General features: G+C 53.3%; 22 protein-coding genes and 2 tRNA genes. 12 read left to right on the top strand and 12 right to left on the bottom strand.

Annotation, left to right across the window (positions count from 1 at the left end; genetic code table 11):
* The 9 genes from WHS46_05255 to WHS46_05215 form a co-directional block, all read left to right on the top strand.
* On the top strand, nt 1-621 hold a 621-nt coding region (locus tag WHS46_05255), incomplete at its 5' end, for a hypothetical protein (GenBank protein MEJ5348075.1).
* Nucleotides 622-810: 189 nt separating this feature from the next.
* Nucleotides 811-1935, top strand: coding sequence for a DNA-processing protein DprA (gene dprA / locus WHS46_05250; GenBank protein ID MEJ5348074.1), 1125 nt, complete (start codon nt 811-813; stop codon nt 1933-1935).
* Nucleotides 1936-2020: 85 nt separating this feature from the next.
* Nucleotides 2021-4363 (top strand): type I DNA topoisomerase, encoded by a 2343-nt coding sequence (gene topA / locus WHS46_05245; protein ID MEJ5348073.1) that lies wholly within the window; start codon nt 2021-2023, stop codon nt 4361-4363.
* Nucleotides 4364-4383: 20 nt separating this feature from the next.
* Nucleotides 4384-5175 (top strand): prepilin peptidase, encoded by a 792-nt coding sequence (locus WHS46_05240; GenBank protein MEJ5348072.1) that lies wholly within the window; start codon nt 4384-4386, stop codon nt 5173-5175.
* A gap of 70 nt (nt 5176-5245) precedes the next feature.
* Complete coding sequence (locus WHS46_05235; protein MEJ5348071.1) at nt 5246-6046, top strand: RsmE family RNA methyltransferase; 801 nt, start codon at nt 5246-5248, stop codon at nt 6044-6046.
* Entirely contained in the window at nt 6043-7092 is a 1050-nt protein-coding gene (locus tag WHS46_05230; protein MEJ5348070.1) for a hypothetical protein, read from the top strand. Before WHS46_05235 ends, WHS46_05230 begins: the two co-directional genes overlap by 4 nt.
* A 48-nt stretch (nt 7093-7140) precedes the next feature.
* A tRNA-Phe gene (locus WHS46_05225) sits at nt 7141-7216 on the top strand.
* 88 nt (nt 7217-7304) lie between these two features.
* Nucleotides 7305-7919, top strand: a complete 615-nt coding sequence (locus WHS46_05220) for a hypothetical protein (GenBank protein MEJ5348069.1) — start codon at nt 7305-7307, stop codon at nt 7917-7919.
* Between the two features lie 26 nt (nt 7920-7945).
* On the top strand, nt 7946-8893 hold the full coding sequence (locus WHS46_05215; protein ID MEJ5348068.1) for a hypothetical protein: 948 nt from the start codon (nt 7946-7948) through the stop codon (nt 8891-8893).
* Here the strand turns inward: WHS46_05215 and WHS46_05210 are convergent.
* Both WHS46_05210 and WHS46_05205 read right to left on the bottom strand, forming a co-directional pair.
* Entirely contained in the window at nt 8845-9792 is a 948-nt protein-coding gene (locus WHS46_05210) for a D-alanine--D-alanine ligase (GenBank protein MEJ5348067.1), read from the bottom strand. The genes WHS46_05215 and WHS46_05210 overlap by 49 nt on opposite strands.
* A gap of 78 nt (nt 9793-9870) precedes the next feature.
* Nucleotides 9871-10452 (bottom strand): HD domain-containing protein, encoded by a 582-nt coding sequence (locus tag WHS46_05205; GenBank protein MEJ5348066.1) that lies wholly within the window; start codon nt 10450-10452, stop codon nt 9871-9873.
* Nucleotides 10453-10979: 527 nt separating this feature from the next.
* Between WHS46_05205 and dnaA the strand changes: the two genes are divergently transcribed.
* Nucleotides 10980-12371, top strand: a complete 1392-nt coding sequence (gene dnaA / locus WHS46_05200) for a chromosomal replication initiator protein DnaA (GenBank protein ID MEJ5348065.1) — start codon at nt 10980-10982, stop codon at nt 12369-12371.
* A gap of 510 nt (nt 12372-12881) precedes the next feature.
* On the opposite strand, the gene WHS46_05195 is transcribed toward dnaA, so the two are convergent.
* From WHS46_05195 to WHS46_05170, 6 genes are all read right to left on the bottom strand, one after another.
* On the bottom strand, nt 12882-13511 hold the full coding sequence (locus tag WHS46_05195; protein ID MEJ5348064.1) for an ABC-type transport auxiliary lipoprotein family protein: 630 nt from the start codon (nt 13509-13511) through the stop codon (nt 12882-12884).
* Nucleotides 13508-14509: an MlaD family protein gene (locus WHS46_05190; protein MEJ5348063.1), complete on the bottom strand. Its 1002-nt coding sequence runs from the start codon at nt 14507-14509 to the stop codon at nt 13508-13510. Before WHS46_05190 ends, WHS46_05195 begins: the two co-directional genes overlap by 4 nt.
* Before the next feature lie 11 nt (nt 14510-14520).
* A complete protein-coding gene (locus WHS46_05185) occupies nt 14521-15324 on the bottom strand; it encodes an ATP-binding cassette domain-containing protein (protein MEJ5348062.1) in 804 nt (267 codons plus the stop codon).
* 14 nt (nt 15325-15338) lie between these two features.
* A complete protein-coding gene (locus tag WHS46_05180) occupies nt 15339-16409 on the bottom strand; it encodes an MlaE family lipid ABC transporter permease subunit (GenBank protein ID MEJ5348061.1) in 1071 nt (356 codons plus the stop codon).
* An 85-nt stretch (nt 16410-16494) separates the two neighbouring features.
* Complete coding sequence (locus tag WHS46_05175; GenBank protein MEJ5348060.1) at nt 16495-16782, bottom strand: integration host factor subunit alpha; 288 nt, start codon at nt 16780-16782, stop codon at nt 16495-16497.
* A 173-nt stretch (nt 16783-16955) separates the two neighbouring features.
* A tRNA-Met gene (locus tag WHS46_05170) sits at nt 16956-17032 on the bottom strand.
* Nucleotides 17033-17252: 220 nt separating this feature from the next.
* On the opposite strand from WHS46_05170, the gene queD reads away from it, so the two are divergent.
* Together queD and WHS46_05160 are read left to right on the top strand one after the other, a co-directional pair.
* On the top strand, nt 17253-17627 hold the full coding sequence (gene queD, locus WHS46_05165; GenBank protein ID MEJ5348059.1) for a 6-carboxytetrahydropterin synthase QueD: 375 nt from the start codon (nt 17253-17255) through the stop codon (nt 17625-17627).
* A gap of 28 nt (nt 17628-17655) precedes the next feature.
* Nucleotides 17656-18840 carry a DUF2333 family protein gene (locus WHS46_05160; GenBank protein MEJ5348058.1) on the top strand — a complete coding sequence of 395 codons (1185 nt, stop codon included), beginning with the start codon at nt 17656-17658 and terminating at the stop codon, nt 18838-18840.
* A 143-nt stretch (nt 18841-18983) separates the two neighbouring features.
* Here WHS46_05160 and WHS46_05155 read toward each other — a convergent pair whose 3' ends face one another.
* Genes WHS46_05155 through purF form a run of 4 tightly spaced genes read right to left on the bottom strand, consistent with a single transcriptional unit; the run spans nt 18984 to nt 24203 of the window.
* Nucleotides 18984-20810: a M48 family metalloprotease gene (locus WHS46_05155; GenBank protein ID MEJ5348057.1), complete on the bottom strand. Its 1827-nt coding sequence runs from the start codon at nt 20808-20810 to the stop codon at nt 18984-18986.
* On the bottom strand, nt 20810-21715 hold the full coding sequence (locus WHS46_05150) for a hypothetical protein (protein ID MEJ5348056.1): 906 nt from the start codon (nt 21713-21715) through the stop codon (nt 20810-20812). Before WHS46_05150 ends, WHS46_05155 begins: the two co-directional genes overlap by 1 nt.
* A gap of 9 nt (nt 21716-21724) precedes the next feature.
* The gene (locus WHS46_05145; GenBank protein MEJ5348055.1) at nt 21725-22780 is read right to left on the bottom strand and encodes a KpsF/GutQ family sugar-phosphate isomerase; all 1056 of its coding nucleotides are present in this window, start codon (nt 22778-22780) and stop codon (nt 21725-21727) included.
* Nucleotides 22773-24203, bottom strand: coding sequence for an amidophosphoribosyltransferase (purF, locus tag WHS46_05140; protein MEJ5348054.1), 1431 nt, complete (start codon nt 24201-24203; stop codon nt 22773-22775). Before purF ends, WHS46_05145 begins: the two co-directional genes overlap by 8 nt.
* Between the last annotated feature and the right edge of the window lie 25 nt (nt 24204-24228).

Here is a 24228-nt window from a genome sequence, read left to right as displayed (position 1 = left end):
AACCGGGTTGACAAGGTTCGTGAAGAGTTGACCTTACGATTGGATGAGACGAATCGGCGGATTGATGAGACCAACAACCGGGTTGACAAGGTTCGTGAAGAGTTGACCTTTCGATTGGACGAAACGAATCGACGGATTGATGAGAGTAACAACCGGGTTGATAAGGTTCGTGAAGATCTGACCTTACGATTGGATGAGACAAATCGGCGGATTGATGAGACCAATAACCGGGTTGACAAGGTTCGTGAAGAGGTCACGGTGCGGCTGGATCAATTGAGTGTTCGCCTGGATGAAACCAACAAGCGTATCGATGATACCGGCCAACGACTGGACGAGACAAACCGGCACATTGATACAGTTCGCCATGATCTCAGTGTTCGTATGGATCATATGAGCATGCGCTTGGATGCTATGAACGACCGAATCGATAAGGTTCGTGAAGAGCTTTCCCGACGCTTTGAAGAATGGATGCTTGGATTGGCCCAAAATCTCAACACCGTTATCAACCGTATCGACCGATTGTCCACCTCCGCTGTAGGTCGTGACGAGTACCGACTTTTGGAAGAGCGTCTCGTTGTTGTGGAACGAGACGTGGAGCTTCTCAAACGCAAGGTAGCCTAAAACATTTAATGCGCATGTTTCAAAGTTCCTCGCTGCAAAAAAAATCGCACTCAGAATTCCTCTACAACTTCTTAGGCGACCGATTCAGGGCGAGACTACAGGGTTCATCAACAAGAATGGGGGGTTTGACAAAAGAGCTGGGGTGCACTATGGAGCAATCCTCACGAAAAGGACTGAGGTACCTCTGCCGTGCGAACCGAGCTGGACAGTAATACACGAGCGTGGCTCTCGCTTAAACTGACCCCGGCATTGGGAAATATTTCCGTCTTAAAGCTTCTGGAGCGCTTTGGATCTCCCGAGGCGGCCTGTGCGGCGGGATGGGAAGATCTGCGTTCCCTGATTGGGCTGCGGGAGGAGGCTAAAGCATCCCTTCTTTCCGGACGCACCATCCGTGCCGTAGAAGAGGAATGGCAAGCTCTGAGAGCCCGTGGCTGGGGCCTCATCTGCCTGGGCGACCCGGATTATCCCGAAAACCTCAAGAACATTCCCGATCCCCCAGCCATCCTTTACGCCACAAGATCTCCGGAACCTCGGGACCTGGTGGCCATCGCCGTTGTCGGATCCCGATCCGCGTCACCCATGGGACTCGTCTTCACAGAAAGGTTATGTGCGGATTTGGCAAGGCGGGGTGTAACGGTGGTCAGCGGTTTTGCTTTAGGAATTGACAGTGCGGCACATCGAGGGGCCATCAAGGGAGGAGGGCGTACGTTGGCCGTCTTGGGTTGTGGATTGGATGTGATTTATCCGAGACCCAATGCAGACCTTCGAGATCAGGTCATGACTCATGGGGCTTTCTTGACGGAGTTTCCTCTTGGCACACCGCCCTTGGCAGGCCATTTTCCCCAAAGGAACCGAATCATTAGTGGGTTGGCTCTCGGGGTCGTGGTTGTGGAGGCGACGGCAAAAAGTGGGTCGCTCATTACGGCACGGTTTGCCTTGGAGCAAGGTCGAGAAGTGTTTGCTGTTCCCGGGATAGCACGAAACCTTCGAAGCCTGGGGCCTCATCTTTTGCTGCGCCAAGGAGCGATCCTCGTGGAAAGCGCTGACGATATATTGGAACAAATCCAACCCATGATTCGACCCAGCACATCTGAGGTCCTGACCGAGGAGGCACCCTTGAGCTCGAGTTCTACAGAATTGTCCGATGCCGAAGCGTCTCTTTTGAAACGCTTGGGGGCTGAACCCAAGCATGTGGACCAGATCTGCCGTGAAAGCGGCCTGAATGCCTCCATCGTCACGGCGACCCTTCTTGCCTTAGAAATCAAAGGGCTTGTGCGCCAGATGCCGGGCAAGTATTTTATGCGGCTTTCTTGAAAAAGGCAGCTCAATGGATGAATTTACTTCAGAACTTCATCGAAAATGCCGAATGAAGAAATGATCGAGAATCAACGAGGGAAGCATGGCTCAATCGCTGCTGATTGTAGAAAGTCCCACGAAAGCTAAAACACTCAACCGGTACCTGGGAAGGGATTTCATCGTGAAAGCCTCGGTGGGCCACGTTAAGGATTTGCCCAAGACCAAACTGGGCATTGACGTGGAAAATCACTTCAAACCCGAGTACCAAGTTCTGCGCACCAAGAAAAAGGTACTCAAGGAACTGAGCGAAGCGGCCGCCAAGGCTCAAGCCGTTTACCTGGGACCGGACCCGGACCGGGAAGGGGAAGCCATCGCCTGGCACATTGCCGAAGAACTCAAGCTCAACGGGAAACCTCTCTATCGAGTGCTCTTCTACGAATTGACCCCAAAGGCCATTCGGGAAGCTTTGCAGAATCCGGGACACCTCAACCAAAACCTCTACGATGCCCAGCAAGCACGCCGTATCCTGGATCGCCTTGTGGGCTATCTCATCTCCCCCCTCCTGTGGGAAAAAGTAAAACGAGGTCTCAGTGCGGGAAGGGTCCAGTCGGTGGCTCTGAGGCTGATCTGCGAACGGGAACGGGAAATTCAGCAGTTTGTTCCCAAGGAATACTGGAGCATAACGGCCCAGCTCTTTTCAAAGCCACAAGGAGATGTGCCGGACAAGACGGATCTTTTTGAAGCCAAGCTTTGGCGTATCGGATCCCAAAAATGTGAGCTGAAAAACCAAGAGCAGACGGAGGCGGTGCTTAAGGCCCTGAAAGGAAAGATCTTTCGGGTGCTCAAGGTTGAAAAGAAACAACGCCGAAAAAACGCCCCCCCTCCATTCATCACCAGCACCTTGCAGCAGGATGCGGCGCGAAAGTTGCGCTTTCCGGCTAAAAAGACCATGCGGGTGGCTCAAAGACTGTACGAAGGCGTAGAAATCGGAGATGAGGGTTCCGTGGGACTCATCACCTATATGCGCACGGATTCCACGCGCCTTTCCGAAGACGCCGTCAAGGCGGCTCGAGACTACATCGCCGATCGTTTCGGATCCGCTTACCTGCCTTCCAAGCCTGTTCTTTATAAGACGAAAGCTGGAGCTCAGGATGCGCATGAAGCTATCCGTCCCACGGATGTGACACGAACCCCGGAATCCCTGGAACGGTTTCTGTCACGAGATGAACTGGCTTTGTACGGATTGATCTGGAAGCGTTTTGTGGCCTGTCAAATGAGCCCGGCGCAGATCGCTCAAACAACTGTGACCATTGAAGCTGTCGCGAAAGATGCGACCTTGAAAGGTTCAGAGGCTTCGGAAGCCCTGGAAAAGAAAACAGGGCCTGTGCACTTGTTCCGTGCTTCCGGATCGGTCGTGGATTTTCCCGGCTTTATGGTGCTCTACACGGAGAGCGAAGAAGAAGAATCCGAAGAGAAAAACGGGACCGGTCAAGGACATCTTCCGGCACTTGTAGAGGGACAACCTTTGGAGCTCCACAAACTTGTGCCTAAGCAGCACTTCACCGAGCCGCCTCCTCGTTATTCTGAAGCGAGCCTCATCAAGGAACTGGAAGAGCGTGGCATCGGTCGCCCCAGCACGTACGCCACCATTGTCAGCACCATCGTGGACCGCGAATACGTTCAGGAAAACCGAAGGCAGCTGGCTCCTACGGAACTGGGTCTGCTCATCAACGATCTTCTCACAGCCCATTTTCCCGAAATCGTGGATGTGGAATTTACGGCCAGAATGGAGCAGAGCCTGGACGAAGTGGAAAAGGGCACATGTCCCTACCTCAAGGTCCTGGAAGAGTTTTATGAACGTTTTCGCACCACACTCACCGAAGCTGAGAAAAACATGCTCAACCTGAAAGTGGCAGGTCTTCCCACGGGAATGACGTGTCCGCAGTGCGGAGGGCCTTTGCATATTCGCTTCAGTCGAAACGGCCCCTTCCTTTCCTGCAGCCGTTACCCTCAATGCCGATTCACGTCCAACTACCGCAGGGACGAGAAGGGTCAGATTCAGCTCCTGGAACGTGAGGAAAGCTCCGGGGAAATCTGTGACAAGTGCGGTAGTCCCATGGTGTTGAAAAAAGGCCGGTTTGGAGAATTTCTTGCCTGCAGTGCTTACCCTCAGTGCAAGTCTACAAGACCGGTGAGTCTGGGAGTCCCATGTCCTCGAGAAGACTGTGATGGACAGATTGTGGAACGTTTCAGTAAGACTGGAAGGAAATTCTACGGATGCACGCGGTATCCGGAATGCCATGTGGTACTGCACTATCGTCCCATAGCCGGCACCTGTCCTCAGTGTGGTTCTCCGGCACTGTTGGAAAAGGTTAGTAAAAAGGGTGATAAATCCATGGTATGCGCTCGCACCGGCTGCACTTACAAAGCCCCTGTGGAAACCTAGGAGACGAAAGGAAGCGGTTTATGGATTCGGCACCTTTGGTTTCCTGGATCGGCCGTGTCGCAGTGTTCTTCATCGGATGCTGCCTGGGAAGTTTCTATAATGTGATCATCTACCGTTGGCCCAAGGGTGAGTCCATCGTGTCCCCGCCGTCTCGATGCCCAGCCTGCGGCACCCTGATCCGCTGGTACGACAATATTCCTGTGGTCAGCTTCGTCCTGCTTCGAGGCCGATGCCGTCAATGTCGCAAAAGCATCTCCTGGCGTTATCCCGCCGTGGAGCTGCTCACGGGTCTCATGGCCGCCGGCCTGTTCCGCATGTTCGGTTGGAGTGCACCGTTTTTCGTGTTTTTCGTTTTTGGAAGTCTTTTAGTGCTCATCGCCTTCATCGACCTGGATACCTTCCTCATACCCGACATGTTGTCTCTTGGAGGTCTAGCCCTCGGGCTGACGGCAGCGGCCGTTTTTCCGCACATGAGCTGGGTCGATGCCTGGATCGGCGCTCTGCTGGGTGGTGGTTTCTTTTTCGCCGTCGCCTGGGGTTATCAACGGCTTCGGAACCAGGACGGTTTGGGAGGCGGAGATATTAAGCTCCTGGCCATGATCGGAGCCTTTATTGGGTGGAAGGGAGTGTTGTTTACGGTGTTTGTATCGTCAGTGATCGGTGCGGCCGTGGGACTTGCGGTTATGGCCCGGTCCCGACAAGGGTTGGTCACACGCCTTCCTTTCGGCCCCTTTCTGTCTCTGGGTGCCATGAGCTATGTGTTCTGGGGAGAACGATTCACGAGATGGTACTTTGAAAGTTTGGCTCTTTAACAATGGAAGGACGACAAGAAGACTTCAGCCTCAAGGATTTCGGATACCTTGAAAGGCATGTGTGGATGTCATGACGCGCCGTCGTTTCTTTTGCGAATCCTTGAATGCTTGCGGGTCAAAAGCCGTCCTGGATTCGGAAGTGTCTCATCACCTGTGGCGGGTGCTTCGGTATCGGCAGAAGGACATGGTGGAACTCTGTGACGGAAAAGGACGAACGGCAAAAGCACGTATTCTCGGGTACCAACAAGGCCGAGTGGAGCTGGACATTCTCCATGTGGCCCAGGAAAGGATGGGTAGGGTCTTCACGGTGCTCCTCATCCCCTGGGTACGATCGGAACGCATGGATCTCGTGGTGCGCCAAGCCGTGGAACTGGATGTCTGCGAACTGTGGTTTTTTGAGGCAGTGCGCAGCCAGTACACCGTCAAGGGGGATCAAAAGGAAAAAAGGCTTTGGCGGTACCAAAAGATTGCTCGAGACGCACTGTGTCAGTGCGGCGGAGCCTGGTTACCCGCCATGCGCTTTGAAGAATCCGTAAAGGATGTCTTGGTTCATCTGAGCGATATGGAATCAGAGGGGAGCAACGAATTGAGGCTACTTGCCTGCGAGACGGAACCTCGAGAAACCCTTTGGGCCCTTCGAGAACAGCACCCGGTGGTTTCACGCATTGTGGCGGCGGTGGGACCTGAAGGAGGCTGGACGGATCAAGAACGTCATGCGTTTCAAACTCATGGTTTTGTGCCCGTAAGTCTGGGCAAGAATGTCTTACGTTTTGAAACCGCCTGTACGGTTCTGCTTGCCGCCGTGGAGGTTCTTTGGAAACAGGCGTTTCATGAACAGACCCAGTGTATGGCAAGGATGGAGACGCCATGAAATGCACAAAATGTGGTTATATCGGGTTTGACCATGTGAGCACCTGCGCCAAATGCGGCAAGGATCTGGATGAGGCGCGCCATGAACTCAATCTATGGGACTTTGCGCCAGCTATCCCTTCTTTCCTTGTGGAAACCATTCTTTCCATGTGCCGAAAGGCAGAGACGTTAAGATCGACGGCCGCCATGGAGGCTTCAGCCCGGGGAGTGGAAGGGAATGTGGATCTTTTGGGTGAGATCGATCTGAAAGTGGATTTGGACGAAAAACCCGAGGAAATCACCTTGGAATTTTTGGACGAGGGCGAAGAACCTCTGGTTGTGCCGGAGCCGCTCTCGGAAAAACCTGCACCGGCTTCCAGCATGCAAGTGACGCCGACAGATGGGATTTCCTTTGAAGAAAAGCCTTTGAGCCTGGAAGAAGAACCGCAGGGGTTGGACCTCAAAATCGAAGGGTTCGATGATCCGGCTCAAGAGCCCGGAATGTTCGATTTGTCTGATGTCGAAGATGTAGCCGAGTACGTAGAGCCTCTGGATGAGGAGGGTCTAAGCGATGAGGCGTTGGAACGGTTACGTCGCGAACTGGAAACGGTCGACGGACTGATCCAGGGCGTGGAATCGGGGTCCGAGGGCGAGGCGGTGCTAGAAGTTGATTTTTCGCAATTGGAAGCCGCGGAGCCTGTGGTGCAGAGGCTGCCTGCGGAGGATGGCACTGCCACCGAAGAGGAGCTTGTGGCCGTCGTGGAATCGGCGGAAGTAGATACCGAAGATGATACGGAAGAAGATGTGTTCATCCTCATGGAAGAGCGCGACGGTGGCCTTGCCGTCCAGGAATTCAGTCTAGAGGAAGGGACGTCCAAAGAAGAAAAATCTGCAGGGAATTTCGAAGAAGACCTTGCTTTGGACCTAGAAGCTTTGGAGAAAGAACTCGAACCGAAAGCGGCTTCTCGAGAGACACCGGAGCCAGGGCAGCCGGCCGAAGACGGTTTGGTTTTGGAGTTGGAAGACGGCTTTTATATCGAGCCGGATGAGGAAGAAGAGGAATCATAAAGTGCTTGACAAGGGTGAGAACGATCCTGTAAGTTCGCGCACGGTTTTGGCGAGGTAGCTCAGTCGGTAGAGCAGTGGACTGAAAATCCTCGTGTCCCCAGTTCGATTCTGGGCCTCGCCACCACAAGCCCTCATTCATTCCGGGGTTACCGCCCCAACCATAAAAAAGCCCGCCACCAGCGGGCTTTCCTCTTTTAAGCAGGGACTTGCCTATGGAAATATATGTTGAAAGAGTCGAATATCGAAGTCAGGAAGAGTTACTGGAGCGATTACGGCGTGTGACTTTGCTCAAACGGCCTGATGTGTATGTGTATCGGGACGCAGCCATCAGTCTGGAGGAGATTCCCACAGAAAAGCTTTACCCGGCCCAGCGCTATGTTCTTGTGCAGGAATTGCAAAAGGTCCGTCACCTGAAATGGGAACTGGAAAAATTCGGTTTCGACCTGTTTCATCTTAACGGCTATCTGAAAATATGGCTGAAAGGTGAAGAAGAGGCCATTGATTTATTGCCGCCAGTGGTGGAAGAATCGGTGGAACGCAACGGCCGAACCGTGAACCTTATCAATGACGGCATGCACCGCCTCTATTTGGCCTATATGGAATGGGTTGTCCCTCAGGTGGTTATGGTGCGGGGTGTGCCCGGGGATCTTCCCTACTATGCCTTTCCTCTGCCGGAGAAATGGCACGGTGTGCAGATGGTCAAAGATCTTCCTCCAGGATTCATCAAGAAATGGCACCGCATTCGGGACCACCATTCCCTGTACCGCAATTTCAATTCAGCCTTTGACAATGTGGGAGCCCCTCGAGGCTATTTCACCCACACCTAGATCCAACCCCAAAGGAATAGGCAGACATGAAGACCATGCGGGAAGTTTTGAAGCAGGGTATTCGAAAGGGCCTCTCGGGATTTCTATGGATGGCCAAAATCGTTGTGCCCGTTTCCTACGGCACGGCGCTTCTGGCCTGGACCGGCGTCCTGGACACCATCACCGTGTTGCTTAAGCCCCTCATGCATCATTTGGGCCTTCCGGCCATCGGGGCCGTGCCTTTGATTGTCGGCGGGCTGACCAGTGTCTACGGCGGCATTGCTTCCATGTCGGTTCTGCCTTTCACCACGGGGGAAATGATCCTTTTGGCCAATTTCATTCTCATATGCCACAACATGATTCAAGAAACCATTATTCAGGCGCAATCGGGGATTCGAGCCTGGAAAGCCGTCCTGGTAAGGGTTTCGGCGGCTGTGGCTACGGTCTATGTTCTCCAATTTTTTATCGGCACCAACCCTCAGGATGTGCCCGGAGTGGCATTCCCCAGTTCGGTTTCTCAGACCTTTGTCGACATGAACCTGGCTTGGGCCTTGGCGACGGCAAAGCTGTGCTTGAAGATTTTCGGCATCATCATGGGAATCATGATTGTGCTGGAAGTGGCCAAGGCACGTCATTGGATTCATTGGATCGTCAAGGCGCTCAGCCCTTTGCTGAGGGTGATGGGCCTTTCTCAGCGTGTTGGGGTCTTATGGATGACTGCAGTGGTTTTCGGGTTGGCCTACGGAGGTGCAGTCATCGTGGAAGAAGCCAAGAATGCCTCACTGACCCCTAGAGATTTGGAAATGCTTCATTTGTCCGTGGGTGTCAATCACTCCATGGTGGAAGATCCCATGCTGTTTTTACCTTTGGGGTTGCCCGCTTTTTGGTTGTGGGTGCCTCGACTTGTCACGGCCATCTGTATCACCTGGTGCTTGTCTTTGGGCGCTTATCTTTTGTCTTCCAGAGCCAGGGCTATGAGTCGGTCCAACAGTTGAGAAAAGGAGAGACCGGCAACGGCGGCGGCTTGAGGGAAGAGGCTTGTTTGTGTCATGCCCGGAATCGTGTTGGTTTCCAAAACGTAGATTTGGCTTGATTGGGTGTCCACAATCATGTCGGTTCGGCTGTAGCCTCGGCAGCACAAAGCGCGATGGGCCGCGAGGGCGAGTTCCTGCCCTTTTTGCGTGAGTTCGGGGGAAAGGCGTGCCGGACAGATTTCCTTGGTGGCTCCAGGAGTGTACTTGGCTTCATAGTCGAAAAATTCATAAGCATCGCTCGGTATGATTTCCACAAGGGGAAGCGCCTGGAGATCGTCATTCCCCAAAACCCCGCCTGTCACTTCGATTCCGGCGATATACTTTTCCACCAGGCACCGTCGATCATAAGCCCAGGCTTTTTCCAAGGCTTGAGGCAAATCCTTTTCCCGGCGCACAATGCTCAGCCCGATGCTTGAGCCCTCATGTTCCGGCTTGATCACCATGGGCAGGCCTAATTGTTCGACAATTTTTTGAAACGGCGTAGGGTTGGTTCGATCGACGACGAGATAGGGGGCAACCGGAATACCGGCCTGTTGGTATAGCTGTTTGCTCACGATCTTGTTCATGGCCACGGCACTTCCTAAAACACCGCTTCCCTGGTAGGGAATACCCAGCGATTCCAAAAACCCCTGAATGGTGCCGTCTTCGCCGAGACGACCGTGCAGGATGATTAAAGCCACATCGATTTGAGAGGCGTCCTGAACCAGGCGGGGAAGATCATCGCGCGGATCGTAGCGAAAGATTTCGTACTTGTCCTTATCCAAAGCGTTAAACACCTGCTGCGCACTTTTGAGGGACACTTCCCTTTCCGCCGATACCCCCCCGGCTAACAGCGCAACCCTCAGCTTGGTCCCTGCCATTTTTCGCCTCCTTCCTGCTGCCGTTGCATTCTAAGCGGCTTTCTCTTTGGATCGCCGAAAAGCGGTTCCGCCCGTGACTCACCCGGACGAAAGGGAGCAGCTTTGAAGCCAGGGAATCTTCAAAGCTTCACCGGCCAAATGTTCGGGTTCAAGTGAGGTGTGAGCAAAAAGCCGTCGTTCCAGAATCTTGTAGAGTCGGTGGCGGTGTTCCAGCAGAGCTTTTCTTTCCGGAGTTTTGCCGTAGCGGGTCACAAGATCGGAAAATCTTTCGTCAAGAGCCACGATGTTCAGATGCTTGACGCGCTTGTCGGCATAATTCACCAGGAGGGATTCGGAAAAAGGAGCCTCAAGCATGCCTTCGTCCAAATAAACATGGTCGCGCACAATGGGAGCCACCAGACTCAGGCCCATTTCTTCCAGCATGGAGGCACCCAATTGGGCGTGATTTTCGCCGGTTTTTAATGAAATGTCCTTGGCGATGTCATGGAGCAGTCCGCCGGCGCAGACCAAATCCAGATTGAGCCGATGACCGTCGGCGTTAAGGTGCTGAGCCAAAGCTACGGCACATCGAGCCACTTGAAGGCTGTGACCCACAATGTGATCGGGCAGATTCACCCTTCGCAAAAGCTCCAAGCATTCAATCATTGTTGGAATTTTCAACGAGACCCCCTTTCCATGGACCGAATCGAACGCAGCCTACCATAACCTCCAAAAGATTCAAGACGTGCGGGCACCAACATCGTCAGAAGGTGAAAATCTAAGAAATTGTGCGAAAAGAGAAGAACGGTAAAGTTCCCTCAAAGGGGTGGGTGACACCTTCCAAAGGGTTCGTTTCCAAGAAAATGATATCGCAATGGAAAAGCGTGCATGAGTAAAGAATCGGCGAATCGCAAAGTTGCGTGAAGTGTCTCCGTAACATCTGTGCATTGCAAAAAGTTTTTGATTGAAACGGACACCCGGGGCCGAGGCCAAGTTCGTGAAGACGGACTTTGACCGGCATCCTGAAAAACGATAAACACGACCCGCGGCAAAGCACAAAGCTTAATGGGCTGATCGCGAGGTTTCTGCAACGATCCCGGATAGTTCCATTCGCGAAGAATCCTTCCTCGTTCCCCCTCTGAGTGCGCGGGATTTCCCCCCTTGGTTTTGTTGGCGAGGAAGTGTGCCTTTGTGGAGGAGCGTGGGAGATGAGTCGTTTCAGGGAGGCTGAAGTCATGCAGCATGAATGGAATGCCGTCTGTGAAAAGCTTCAGCAGGGCCTTTCCAGGGGACAGTACGACTTCTATGTGGCCACCCTTTCCTTTATCAGCTTTGACGGACACCGCCTTACCCTTGGATGTCAAAACAAGTTCCATGCCGATTGGGTGCGCGGCCATTTGGCTCGTCGCATTTTAGAAGCGGCCCGAGAGCGTTTTCCTCAATTGAAGGAATGCCGGTTTGAAATCCTTACGCAGAGGGCTCAGGAGGAAGCCAAAGACGAGGAGGAATTCATTCGGGAACGTCCTTCGGGACAGCTTACCTTTTTAGATATTGGACAGCCGACACGGTCCCCGTTCAATCCCAGGTTCACCTTTGATCAATTTGTGGTCGGTCAATCCAATCACTTTGCTTATGCCACCTGCATGGCCATGACGGCGCAAAGAGGCTTTCATCACCAGTCCGTGTATCTCATGGCTGATCCAGGTTTGGGAAAAAGCCATCTTACCCATGCCGTCGGGAACTTCCTGGCCCACCAAGCCCCCAATGTGCGTGTGCGGTATGTGACGGCGGAACAGTTCACCAACGAGATGGTAGCCGCCCTCAAAAGGGATCGAATTGAAGAATTCAAGAGAATCTACCGGGATGAATGCGACATTCTTCTCTTGGAAAAGGTGGAATTTTTTAGCGGCAAGCGCAAGATACAGGACGAACTGATCTACACGCTGGATGAAATCTTGGACCGAGGACGCCGAATCATCTGCACAGGAAAAACCTCTCCAAAGGACATCCCTAAGCTCAATCGTGAACTGCGATCCCGCCTGGGAGGGCTTCTGGTGGCACCCATTGATCGGCCGGACTTTCACACCCGGAAGGAAATCATTCTTCGCAAAGCGGCCTGCGACAATGTGCAGCTTCCCATGGAGGTGGTGGAATTCCTGGCGGATCGAGTGACCTCCGACGTGCGTCAGCTGGAAAGTTGTCTTGTGGGCCTGATAGCCAAGAGCAGTATTCTTGGCATTCCCATCTCCTTGAATTTGGCTCGAGACGTGACGCAAACCATTCTGGAATATCTACCCACCTTGGATGTGTCCCATGTGACCAGTGCCGTGTGCAAAAGCTTCGGTCTTCAGGAACAAGACCTTCGGGCCAAGGGGCGCAGCCGGCGCATCTCGGAAGCCCGTCAGCTGGCCATGTACTTGTGCCGCCAGTACACGAAGGAATCCCTGAACACCATTGCGCAGGCCTTTGGTCGCAGCCACAGCACGGTGATCTACGCCATCAAAAAAGTGGAGCAAGAACTGAATCGCAAGAACAGCGCGTTGAGAAAGCACCTGGAACATGTTTCTCGAAGAATTGAAACCCGGTGCCTCGACGAGTAAAAAAGCCTGCGCAGGCGGACCGATTGTCCCCCTGTCGCACCACCTTCTGTAGGATCGCACCGGTTCCCCTTGTCCCAGCACATTTTGTGGGGGCGGACACGCAGGTCCGCCTTTACAGGGTTCAATTGATGTGGGCCTGGTCCTTCACTTTAAACGCGAGACCTGGCATTGTTCTGATAATAGTCTGTAGGGGGCGGACCCATGTGACCGCCCCCGGGACCACGCCATGAGTCCAGCCGATGGCCAAAGTCGCGAAAGGTCGAACCGATCGCCACTTTTCGCGGCGAATTCTGTAGGGGTGGACCGATGTGACCGCCCCTACGATCTAGGATCTATGGTCCACAGTCCATTTTCATGAAAATTCCTAGGCCAGACGGATCCGTATGAAACGCAGTTCCTTATGAAAACAGCTTCGCGTTTTCCCAATGGGGGAATATGCAGGCATTCTTGAAAGGCTCATAGGAGCAAAGCCCGCACCCTTATGCTGGGGTGACGCCTCTTCTCGGCGGTTTACGAAACTTTGTTCAGGGAAGCTTGACAAAGATCGTTCATCAGTTCCTGAATCCATCGTGCCACCGCCCGGCTCATGGTTTCGGTGAGTTCTTCCGGTGAGGCGTCTTTGAAGGCGGGTTCGGTGACACGATAGCTTTTTTGAAAGACGATTATTTGGGGTTTTGCTTCCCGCCATAGGATGATTCGCACATCCAGCACCGCTTGCGTCTTTTCTTGATCCACGTGAAAAGCAAATTCACGGATACGGCCTGCCAGCTGCAGTTCCGGCACAGATCCCGGACTTCCAGGCACATTAACCACGGAAAAGATCTGGGCCTGAAGAGCCGCTTCCGTGACCGCCTGAGCGAGCATTTCTCCGGGATTGGTGATCCAACGGTGCCGGGATGAAACCTGCACAGTATGGGAAGAGGTCATGAGCACCAAGGCGTTGCGATCGTAAGGAGCCGGGCCGTCCAAGGGCCATATACGCAGAGGTTCCTTCTTCGGGCTATTGCAGACTTGGAGCGATTTGAGCGGGACCTGGATTTGGTAGTACATAGGAGGAGCCGAAGTGGGAAACAGGGCGGAGCATCCTCCAGCCGTTATAGCCATAAGGCACGCCATAGCGAAGAAAACCTTCATTTTCATCGTTTTTGCCTCTCCAAGGGATCTTGGGATCGTCCAGGAAAGAAGATCTTTTGGGGCTCTTCATGCAAGGCACGCACGGTGGCGGTCAATTGATCCAAAAGGTTTTTGAGGGCATAGAGGTTTTGGTTCAGCAGGACCAGGCTTTCCTGGGTTTGACCTTTCCATCGGGTCATGGTTTCGTGGGTTTCTTGGGACATGGCCGCCAGGGTTTGAGCGGTTTCCTTGGCTGAGGCTAACCCCTCTTCAAGATTCTTAATACTTTTACGAAAATCCTGAGATCCGGTGACCTTTTCCAGGTAGGAGGCTGTCTTGGAAAAGTTTTCCACGCCATGACGCAGATCGTTTTTGAGAGATTCCAAGTCGTTGCGGTTCCAGGTGGTTTCCAGGTTTTCGCCCAAGCGAGCGAGAGCTTCCGTCCCTAGTCGAAGGTTCTTGAGGGTTGCGGAAAGATCTTCTCCTTCGACCACACCGGCGACGGAAGCCCCAAGCTTTTTCCATTGTTCCGTGAGACCTTCTAAGTCTATGGCCGAAATTTTTGCATAAAGGCTTTCCAAGGCCATTTTCAGTTCCTCGATTTCGGAAGGATAGGAACGGATCACGGGGTACGGAGGTTGAAAATCCACCTTGGGCGTAAGATCAGCGGTATTTGGGGGCGCGGTGTCAATTTCCAGAAACCTCAATCCTGTGATGCCTTGTTCACGTAATCGAATGGCTAGAGTGTCGTCGATGGGAAAATCCGAACGAAGATGCATGACCACTTCAATGAGACGCCCATCGGGCCCAAGTCCTATGGACACCACACGACCCACAGCGATTCCTCGGTAATTGACGATGGCATCCTTTTGAAGGCCTTTGACCGACTCGTCAAAATAAGTCACGTAGGCTTGCGTGCTTTCCAAAAGATGGGAAGCGCCAAGCCAGATAACGGCGACGATACCCAAAAGGCCGCAAGAGAGCACAAAAAGGCCGATACGAAAAGGGCTTAAAGGACGACCCACAGCAATCCTCCTCAGCGAGGCACATCCGTATCCAAGCCGGCCGAACGCAGCCAAGCCGGTTCGCGGTGAAAGAAAGCGCGAACTCTTGGATCCGTGTTTTCCTTTTTCAATTGTTCCGGAGTTCCGACGGCGATGACGCCTCGAGCTGATTTGTCCAGCATGATGCACCGAGTGGAAATGGTTTCTATACTGGCAAGTTCGTGGGTAATGACCAGCATGGTTATCCCAAGAGCACGGTTGCATTCCAGAAGCAGTTCGTCCAATTCGGCGGCGGTGATAGGATCCAGGCCTGCGGAAGGTTCGTCACAAAAAAGAATCTCCGGGTCCAACGCCATGGCTCGCGCCAAAGCCGCCCGCTTGCGCATGCCGCCGCTCAGTTCAGACGGCATAAAATGAGCGAAGTCTTCCAGACCCACGAGTTCCAATTTGAACCTCACGATTTCTTCAATAAGTCGTCGGGGCAGTTGAGTGAATTCTTCAAGCGGCATCGCCACGTTGTCCGCAATGGAAAGGGATCCCAGCAGCGCGCCGTATTGAAAAAGAACGCCGATATGGCGACGAACCGTATGCAGCACCGTATCCCGGTCCTCGCCCGTGATACAATGGCCTCGAATCCATGCGGATCCTCGAATCGGACGAAGAAGCCCGATCAGGGCCTTGAGGAGCGTGCTCTTGCCGCAACCGCTGCCGCCCAAAACAGTGACGATTTCGCCGGCATGGACGGAAAAAGTCACATCTTCCAAGATCACACGGTCCCCGTAGCCCAGAGTCAGTCCGTCGGTGCGGATCAAAACATCATCCGTGCCATTCTCCATCGTCGAAGAGCCTTCTAGATGTCAAACACATGAAAAAGCACGGTAAAGACCGCATCGGCCAAAATGATCATGAAAATGGATGTGACCACGGCCGATGTGGTCATACGGCCCACGCTGTCCGCCGATTTTTCGGTCTGCAAACCGCGAAGACATCCCACCAGGGCCACCAAAACCGCAAAGACCAAACTCTTGGCAAGACCCGACAGCACATCGGCCGCTGTGAGAATCTGCCCCACTTCCAACAGGAAACTTGCCGGGGTCAGGTCCAACCCGAGCATTCCCACCACCAGGCCGCCAAAGATTCCTGAGGCGTTGGCAAAGACGGTGAGCAAAGGCCCCGAGACGGCCAAGGCGGTCACCTTGGGCATAATGAGGAACTCTGTGACGTTGAAACCCATGACCGTGAGGGCGTCCACTTCCTCATTGACTTTCATGGTGCCGATTTCCGCCGCGAAAGCTGCGGCGGACCGACCTGCGAGGATAATGGCTGTCATGAGAGGGCCTAGTTCTCGAGTCAGGGCCAAGCTGACCAGGTCCGCCACAAAGATGTTGGCGCCGAATTGCCTGAGTTGCACCGCGGCTTGAAAAGCCATGATAAGGCCCATGAGAAAGCTTACCAGGAACACAATGGGCATGGCTTCCGACCCGGATCGTTGCACATAGTAGAAAACTTCTCGAAGGCGAAAGCGCCTGGGGTCAAAACAACAATGGACAAATGCAACGGTGACGTTTCCCACAAAAGAGACCATGAGGCGCAGCTCGTCCCATGTTTCAAGGACGGTTTCCCCCAGCCGGGTCACGAATCCTTTAGAAATTCTCGGAACAGGTGCCTTTTCAGACTTGGCACGATCCAAGCCGCCAAAGGCAAAAAAAGCCTGAAACGATTCGGGAACAGCTCTCAGTTCAAACCCTATGGAAGCTCGAGCACAGCGGTCCCGTGCAGTCTTTAACAGCACCAAACCGGAACTGTCCACGGCGTTCACCTGGGACAGATCCACCACCAGATGCCTCATGGATGGCTGCGTCAAAAGGTTTTGTAGGGTTATCCAGTGCTCGGTGACGGTCTTCAGGGTGAGGGGACCCACGGGAGCCCATACGCTAGAACCGGGCTCCCCGACGTCCGTCTGTGTTTGAGAGGTCCTCATGGAAGGACGATGCCACTCATGAAATTCACCTACCGTGGTTGATGCGATCCCGCAGCACCCCGGAACATTTGAAAGTCACCACACGGCGCGGAGGCAGCTGAATGGGTTCCCCGGTTTGCGGATTCCGCCCTCGGCGCTGGTTCTTTTGCTTCACACTGAATTTGCCGAATCCACTGATAAGCACATCTTCGCCGTCTTCGAGGGTTTGCTTGATGATTTCAAAGAGGGTTTCCACAATTTGAGCGGATTCCGCTTTGGTGAAAACGTTTTCGGCAAAGAGGTTGTCGACGATCTGTGCTTTGGTCAAGGTCATTTTCTGTCCTTTCCTTCTCCGTGATTCATGAGCGCTCAGGGTTTTCTGAGTGCACGTGGACCAAAGACCCGATCTCTTCTTGCGTTCTCGTTCCTTTATAAGATCATCCATCGGATTTCAATACAAAAAATGGGACCGACTTCATCCAGGCGGTCCCATTTTTTTCCAGGGAATGGTGGCGGTGCAGGGCTTCGAACCCCGGACACTGCGGATATGAGCCGCATGCTCTGACCGACTGAGCTACACCGCCATTTTCCGGCCCTTTCTAAAGAATTCGTCGATGCCTGTCAATAGTCAAAAAGGACGCCGAGACCAACCATCCCACGAAGCCCTTACGCCTGTTCTGGCGATTGACAAACCTTGGGGTCTTGAGTTTAATGGCTAAGATCTTGAAGGGAAATCGAATTTGACAGAGCCGGGCGAAAGGTGTGCGAAGCGGCTTGCAAAGAATCGGGAGGTGCAAAGGGTTCATGTATGAGGTGAAAGTGAGAGCGGATTTTGCCGCAGCGCATAACCTGCGCAATTTTCGAGGGCGTTGCGAGAACCTTCACGGCCACAACTGGAAAGTGGAGGTGACGGTCCGTGGAGACCGCTTGGATGAAAGCGGTGTGCTTATGGATTTCGGCGAGGTGAAAGAAGCACTCAGAAAGGCTTTGGATCAGTTGGACCATCAGTACCTCAATGATCTTCCTTATTTTCAGGACAAGAACCCCTCCTCGGAACTAATCGCCAGGTTTTTGTTCGAGACCCTTTCGCCCGTCGTGGACGGGCCGCACCGGCGAGTGCACAGTGTGTCCGCATGGGAGTCCAAGGATTCATGTGCCACATACTACGGGGAACGCTAATCGCCCTTTGGAAGAAAAGGAGCAGACCATGAGCCGATGCGTGCGCAAGTCTTCTGCCTCCTTGTCCTGTGTCGGGACACGAGGACTCGGATGTCTTTTTTTTGGATTTTTCTTGCTGAGCGCCCTCGTTTTTTTCACCGAAAGTTCTTGGGCCTTGCAAAAACACACCTTGGAAGGGACTGGTTCGACACCGTCGCAAGCCATGACCGATGCCAAGGCTCCAACCAGTCCTTCTCAGGCTCCTATGGCCGAAACACCTGCTTCCCAGGCACCATCTGCGGGTCCTGTCCCGGAAACGAAACCGGCACCGGCTCAACCCGGTGTTCCCCGAGTTCCGACTGTTCAGCCGCAAGCCAAAGAAGCGGCTCACGCCCCAAAAGTGGAGCTTCATGCTCCGGCTTTGCCCGGTCATGCCGAAGAGGAAAAACATGAAGAGCACGGAGTGGTACTTCCCCAAATTTCGCCCACACCCGGCGTGACTTTCGTGGAAACCATGATCAAGCTTATGGAATACGAACTGAAAGGGCGTTTTCTGGGATGGCGCCCCAATGACTTGATCCTGGGACGTTTCACCGACAACATCAACAACTACCAATTGGGTGTCCTGGAAGCCATGCGGTTTACGACACTGCGCCTCAAAGACAGCCTCACCCGCATGGGCGAAGCCGACACCTATGATCGAGACTTGGAAGACGCCCTTAACCTTTTCATGAACAAAGCCACACTCTTTTGGTTTCCTTCAGCGGAAACTTCCTACGGCGAGGCCGTGGACCACCTGAAAAAATTCTTGGAAAAGCTTAAAACCGGTCGACGCAACTTTTATTATCGGACGGATAATTTGCTGTCGCTCCTGAAAACCTATGGGGATCTCTTAGGCAATGTGAACAAAAGCCTCATTATCGACCGGTATCCCGATGGGCGCACTGTGAGCTGGTTTGATGTGGATGACTATTTTTACTATGCCAAAGGGGTTGCCCATGTGATGTACGAAATCCTCAAGGTGTGCCGAGTAGGTTTCTACGAGCAGCTGGTAACCATTGACGCCGTGGATATCATGGATGAAATCCTCCATGAACTTCATCGGGCGGAACAAATGGATCCATGGATAGTCCTGAACGCGGATCTGGACGGTTTTTTCGCCAACCATCGGGCGAATCTTAACGCTCCCTTGTCCGAAGTCGCGCACCTTATTGCGATTGTGAGCCGATTCTAGCAGGGTTCAGGGCCACCCTCATTATTTCTTCGTATCCCAAAGAACCCCATAGAGGCGGACCCACGTGTCCGCCCCTAAACCGATAATCTTTTTCCGTATTCCCTCATGGCCCGCCATCCTCAGCGCCATGAACGCTCAATAGGTCACGGCGAGTTCTTTTCCAAAGCTTCCCGAAACTTTTTTTCCTGGCTCAGAAAATAAGGCAAATTTTCCGGTTTCTGTCTAATGGCTTTTCGAATGGCTGCCAAAGCCTCTTCATAGCGCCCGTTGACGTAATAGGCTTCGGCCAAAGTGTCCAACACCGAAGGGTCCGGATGCTGCGCGGCGGCTTTCAAGGCCAATTCCAGAGCCCTTTGGGGATGGCGCAAGGGTGGAGGGGCTGTGGCGTACAGCCATGCCAAATTGTTTTGAAGGCCGGGGTGAGAAGGAGCCAGCTTGAGACCCTTTTCCAGAATCAGTTGAGCTTCGTGGTACCGCTGACGTTGGATGAGGATGCCGCTGTAAGCCATGTAAAGTTCCGGCTTTTTTTCATCCAGTTGGAGTTGGGATTCTAGAATATGAAGCTGAATTTCCTGACGCCAAGCCTGTGCCTTGTTGGAATCGCGAAACTGCAACGCTCCATGGATCAGGAAGGCCAGAGCTAGAAAGAAAATGGCGGCGGAACGCAGCAGCTTACGGTCATGGGCTGCAATCAGTTCCGGATTCTTGGCGGCTGCCAGCAGCATAAGCATCCGTTGACGAATGCTGTAATGATGCCAGCTGGGAACGTCTTCGATATGGCCGCTGTGGAGGGCGATTTTTTGAAGGGATGAAACCAAAGGATACGGATCCCCAAGGGTTTTCAAGGCAAACAGATCGGCCTGGCGTTCACAGTTGCGCATGAAATAGCCGAACAGATACCGAAAATAGACCACAAGCAGGGCCAAGACCGGAATACTGTAGACCACACTGAAAAGGTTTCGATGAAAAGTCTCGGTGGAAAGCGCCCAGTGAAGAGCCCATTTTTCTCGAAGGATCATGAGAAGCACAATGTCATGAAAGGCGTAGGAGACGACGGCGTAGGCGAGAAACAAGCTCAGATAGAAAAGGGCGTGAAATCTTTTCACATGACCCATTTCATGGGCCACAACGGCTTGAAGTTCCCGTTCGTTGAGCAGGTTCAAAAGGCTTCGCGTCACGAGGATGTATCGAAATCGGGGTAAAATGCCGAGCACCGCCGCGGAAAGATGATCTCCTCCGTACAAAGGCCAGAGAAGAAAATCACCCAGCCGAAAATTCCGGGATCGACAAAAGGCTTCCAGACGATCTCGTAGAGGAGACGCAGGTATGGGTTGGCAGCGCCAAAACTTTACGATGACAGGTGGAGCGAGGCACAGGAACAGCGTAAAAACACTCCCGAAGAGGACGATATGCCCCGGTTCCGAACGAAGAAAGCCCGGAAGGGGCACCCACTGGAGCGTATCCAGCATAAGAGCGATAAAGAACCATGGAAACAAAAGAGCCGTATAGAAGCCGAAGTGACCTCGTATATAAAGCCACCGGCCGGACATGGAACCGGTAAGACGACGATACAGAGGATGCGCCCAAAACCAGATGGCGGCCAAATGCAGGAAATACACGGCCAGGCCTACCAGACCGGAAAGGGTGGAAGAACGGGTGAAGCCTGGAATCCATTGAAAAAAGTCTTTGATGTTGAACACAAAAACATGAACGGCAAGAAACCCCAAAGCCAAAATGGTCAAGTGACTTTGGAGCTTATGAAAGCGAGCCGAAACCCATTCCGGGGATGCCCCTCTCTTTAAGCTCGCATGCAGACGGCTGAAAAGCCATGCGCACAGGAGAAAAAACATGCCAAAGACGGCAAAGATCATAGATAGGGTTTTCACAGGTGGACGAAGGGTTTCGTTGCCCGGTTCGTGAATGGAAAAGAGAGCGAGGGCGACAATGAAGGTAAGAATTTGGCCGTACATCAATCCCCTGCATGCTTAAGAAATCCGGAGAGTCGTCGCTGACGATCTTCGGAAAGGCTCGGACCCTCATGAAGGAACCCCAGGTGATGCAGCGCCCAAGGCACAGTGCGCCGCATGTCCGGTTCCATAACGTCCAATAATTCCAAAAGCCCTTTCATCAGGGCTATGTACCCATGGGTGTCCTGCAGGCGAGGGCTCAGGGTCTTACGGTTCAGAAGGTTTTTCCAGAGCCGCGGTACCACGTTGGCTGTGACGGACACCAGACCTGTGGTACTGGGATATTCTAAAAAGGGACGTTCTTCCCCGTCCATAAGGCCGAAGTCCTGGCGTTTCACCACAGCCCTGGCGTAATTAAACATCCGCTGAAGGGATCCGTGATGAATGAGACCTCGGATTCGAGGGTTTGCGGCCAGAAGTTTCAACACACTGGTGCGCAGGTTCACGTGCCTTCCCCAGGTCTTCAGAGGCCGTACATGATGGGGATCGTTTTCCAAAACAAAGGATCCATGAGAAAGGACGCCCAATTGTTGGTAAAGGGCCGGAAGACCTCGATTGCCGTGGTAGACCAAAGGCGTGTCCAGCCAAAGCAGGCGAGCAAAGCGGGTATCTTTTTCCAGTCTCTGTTCCAACTGATGAACATTGTCGAAAGTTTCCGCTCGGTCTCGACCCGTGATGCGGATTGCAACCGGCTGATAATCGGGAAGTCGAGCGACCACTTCAGGGATAGATTCCAGGTCCTCGGGTTGCAGATGCGCCCTGCCTTCGGGCAAGATCCAAAAAGGAGGATCGATCACCCAGCCGTCCACAAACGGGGCTGTCGCCCCGATGAAACCCCGCCAATCCATAGCATCCAGATCCTCGGGAATATAAAGGCGGCACCAGAGACCCCTTAAAAGACTATTCATCTTCAGTTCCTAAAGCGAAAAGCGGACTTGCCCTTTTCCCAAAAGGTCATGCAGGTGCAAAATACCGACGATTCTGTGGGCGGCATCGATCACGGGAAGAACCGTGACCAAATGTTTCTCCATGATCTCGATGGCTTCTCCCACTTTCCGGTCCGGTTCAACAGTCTTGGGATTGATCGTCATGACCTGATCAACCCGCAAATCCGTAATCAGAGAATAACGTTCCAAGGCTCTACGAAGATCACCGTCTGTGACGATCCCCATGAGTTTCTGGTCCGGGCTTACCACCAGGGTAGCCCCCAGGCCCTTTTGCGACATCACGCGAACGGCTTCCACCAGAGGGCAATCCGGGGAAACCATGGGAATGGCCTCCCCACGGCGCATAACTTCCATCACGTGACTTTGGAGTCGTTGCCCCAACTGCCCTCCAGGATGATAGCGACGAAAATCCACCACCGTAAAATCCCGCTTTTTGATCAAAGCCACCGCCAGAGCGTCCCCCATGGCCAGCATGGCCGTGGAACTGGCCGTGGGAGCCAACCCGAACGGGCAGGCTTCTCGAGGCACTCCCGTAAAGATGGCCAAATCACTGTGACGAGCCAGGGTGGATTGCAGATTTCCCGTAAAAGCCACGATCTTGGTGCCGATGGCCCGCAGACTCGGCAGAATGAAGTTAATTTCGTCGGTCTCGCCGCTGTTGGATAGAGCCAGCACAATGTCTTCGGAACGGACCATGCCCAAATCCCCATGCATGGCCTCTACGGGGTGCAAAAAAAGGGCCGGGGTACCGGTGCTGCTCAAAGTGGCCACGATCTTTCGACCCACGATGCCCGATTTGCCGACGCCGGTCACGATCACACGCCCGGAAGAGTTGTAGATCCATTCCACGGCTTGCGCGAAGGTTTCATCCACATGTTCCATGAGGGTCAAAAGCCCTTGAGCCTCAATGTGCAAAACCTCTTTGGCGATTCGCACCAGATCTCGAGCACTCAAGGCTCTTGGGGCATCCCTCAAGGTCTTGGTTTCAGAAGCCGATAACACTGTGCGGGATGATCTTCTACTCAAAGCAGTCCTTTCGCACCTCTTCCTGAAATGCCACGGGATAATTTCCTGTGAAACACGCCAGACAGTATGGGTGATCGTCTAGGGAGGCTCCTGCCCCTTTGAGAAGCCCTTCGAGGGAAAGGTAGGCCAGGGAATCCAAGCCAATGAAGGTTCGAATATCTTCAAGGCTGTGTTGCGCGGCGATCAGCTCTCCTTTGGTGGAGAAATCAATACCGTACGGGCATGGGTGTCGATGCGGAGGGCAACTGACCACCATGTGCACCTCGCGGGCTCCGGCTTCTCGAAGAGTCTTGATCCGGGTACGCGTGGTGGTGCCTCGAATGATGGAATCTTCAACGATAATGACCCGTTTGCCTTTAAGGATTTCGCGGACCGGGTTGAGTTTGACACGGACGCCGAAATCGCGCATGGTCTGGGAAGGTTGAATAAAGGTGCGGCCCACGTAATGGTTGCGAATGACCCCCATTTCCAAAGGAATTCCGGATTCCTCGGAGTATCCCAAAGCCGCGTAGGTGCCTGAGTCGGGAAACGGCATGACGAAATCCGCTTCGATACGGTTTTCCTGGGCCATGAGATGTCCCAGCCGTTTGCGGCAGGTGTAGACGTTTTGGCCGAAAATGGTGCTGTCGGGTCGTGCGAAATAGATGAATTCAAAGATGCAGTAGGCGCTTCGAGCCGCTGGAAAGGGTTTGAAGGATCGCAGACCGTTTCGATCAATAATAACGATTTCTCCAGGTTCCACATCACGAATGTAGGTGGCTTCAATGAGGTCCAAGGCGCAGGTTTCCGAAGACAACACATAGCTTCCGTTCAACTGTCCCAAACACAAAGGCCGAAACCCTCGAGGATCCCGCGCTCCGATCAGAGTGTTTCGCGTGCACAGCACCAAGGAGTAAGCCCCTAGCACTTTGGCCAATGCCTGGGATAAGGCTTCTTCCAATCCGTCTTGAAGCTTTCGAGCCATCAGATGGACAATCACTTCCGTATCCATGGTGGACTGAAAGATAGTCCCTTCCCGTTCCAATTCACGCCGAAGTTGCGCTGCGTTGACCAGGTTCCCGTTATGCGCGATACCGTAATATTCATTTTTATGCAGGACCACAAAAGGTTGTGCGTTGGCCAGCCGAGAAGATCCCGTGGTGGAATAGCGCACATGGCCGATGGCCAGGTGACCCTTGAGGCTTTTGAGGGTGTCTTCTTTAAAAACTTCGGACACCAAGCCCATATGTTTGGATTCGTAAATGTGACAGCCATCGGATGAGGTGATTCCGGCGCTTTCCTGACCTCGGTGCTGCAAAGCGTACAGGCCGAAGTAGGTCAACTTGGCCGCTTCCTCATGGCCGAACACACCGAAAACGCCGCATTCTTCACGGCGGCTAGGGTCATAGGGCCTTCTGAGTAAATGCATTCTTTCCGCGTTCATGTGTTTTTGTCCTTGGGGTTCCCGT

It is taken from the genome of Desulfosoma sp. (genome assembly GCA_037481875.1).
Taxonomy (GTDB): domain Bacteria; phylum Desulfobacterota; class Syntrophobacteria; order Syntrophobacterales; family DSM-9756; genus Desulfosoma.
This window is presented reverse-complemented; position numbering and strand designations above follow the sequence as displayed.

What these genes read in the sequence shown, in the direction of transcription:
- topA (MEJ5348073.1), top strand. Translation starts at nt 2,021, where the DNA reads ATGGCTCAATCGCTGCTGATTGTAGAAAGTCCCACGAAAGCTAAAACA.
- WHS46_05240 (MEJ5348072.1), top strand. Translation starts at nt 4,384, where the DNA reads ATGGATTCGGCACCTTTGGTTTCCTGGATCGGCCGTGTCGCAGTGTTC.
- WHS46_05235 (MEJ5348071.1), top strand. Translation starts at nt 5,246, where the DNA reads ATGACGCGCCGTCGTTTCTTTTGCGAATCCTTGAATGCTTGCGGGTCA.
- WHS46_05230 (MEJ5348070.1), top strand. Translation starts at nt 6,043, where the DNA reads ATGAAATGCACAAAATGTGGTTATATCGGGTTTGACCATGTGAGCACC.
- WHS46_05220 (MEJ5348069.1), top strand. Translation starts at nt 7,305, where the DNA reads ATGGAAATATATGTTGAAAGAGTCGAATATCGAAGTCAGGAAGAGTTA.
- WHS46_05215 (MEJ5348068.1), top strand. Translation starts at nt 7,946, where the DNA reads ATGAAGACCATGCGGGAAGTTTTGAAGCAGGGTATTCGAAAGGGCCTC.
- WHS46_05210 (MEJ5348067.1), bottom strand. Translation starts at nt 9,792, where the DNA reads ATGGCAGGGACCAAGCTGAGGGTTGCGCTGTTAGCCGGGGGGGTATCG.
- dnaA (MEJ5348065.1), top strand. Translation starts at nt 10,980, where the DNA reads ATGAGTCGTTTCAGGGAGGCTGAAGTCATGCAGCATGAATGGAATGCC.
- WHS46_05195 (MEJ5348064.1), bottom strand. Translation starts at nt 13,511, where the DNA reads ATGAAAATGAAGGTTTTCTTCGCTATGGCGTGCCTTATGGCTATAACG.
- WHS46_05185 (MEJ5348062.1), bottom strand. Translation starts at nt 15,324, where the DNA reads ATGGAGAATGGCACGGATGATGTTTTGATCCGCACCGACGGACTGACT.
- WHS46_05175 (MEJ5348060.1), bottom strand. Translation starts at nt 16,782, where the DNA reads ATGACCTTGACCAAAGCACAGATCGTCGACAACCTCTTTGCCGAAAAC.
- queD (MEJ5348059.1), top strand. Translation starts at nt 17,253, where the DNA reads ATGTATGAGGTGAAAGTGAGAGCGGATTTTGCCGCAGCGCATAACCTG.
- WHS46_05160 (MEJ5348058.1), top strand. Translation starts at nt 17,656, where the DNA reads ATGAGCCGATGCGTGCGCAAGTCTTCTGCCTCCTTGTCCTGTGTCGGG.
- WHS46_05155 (MEJ5348057.1), bottom strand. Translation starts at nt 20,810, where the DNA reads ATGTACGGCCAAATTCTTACCTTCATTGTCGCCCTCGCTCTCTTTTCC.
- WHS46_05150 (MEJ5348056.1), bottom strand. Translation starts at nt 21,715, where the DNA reads ATGAATAGTCTTTTAAGGGGTCTCTGGTGCCGCCTTTATATTCCCGAG.
- purF (MEJ5348054.1), bottom strand. Translation starts at nt 24,203, where the DNA reads ATGAACGCGGAAAGAATGCATTTACTCAGAAGGCCCTATGACCCTAGC.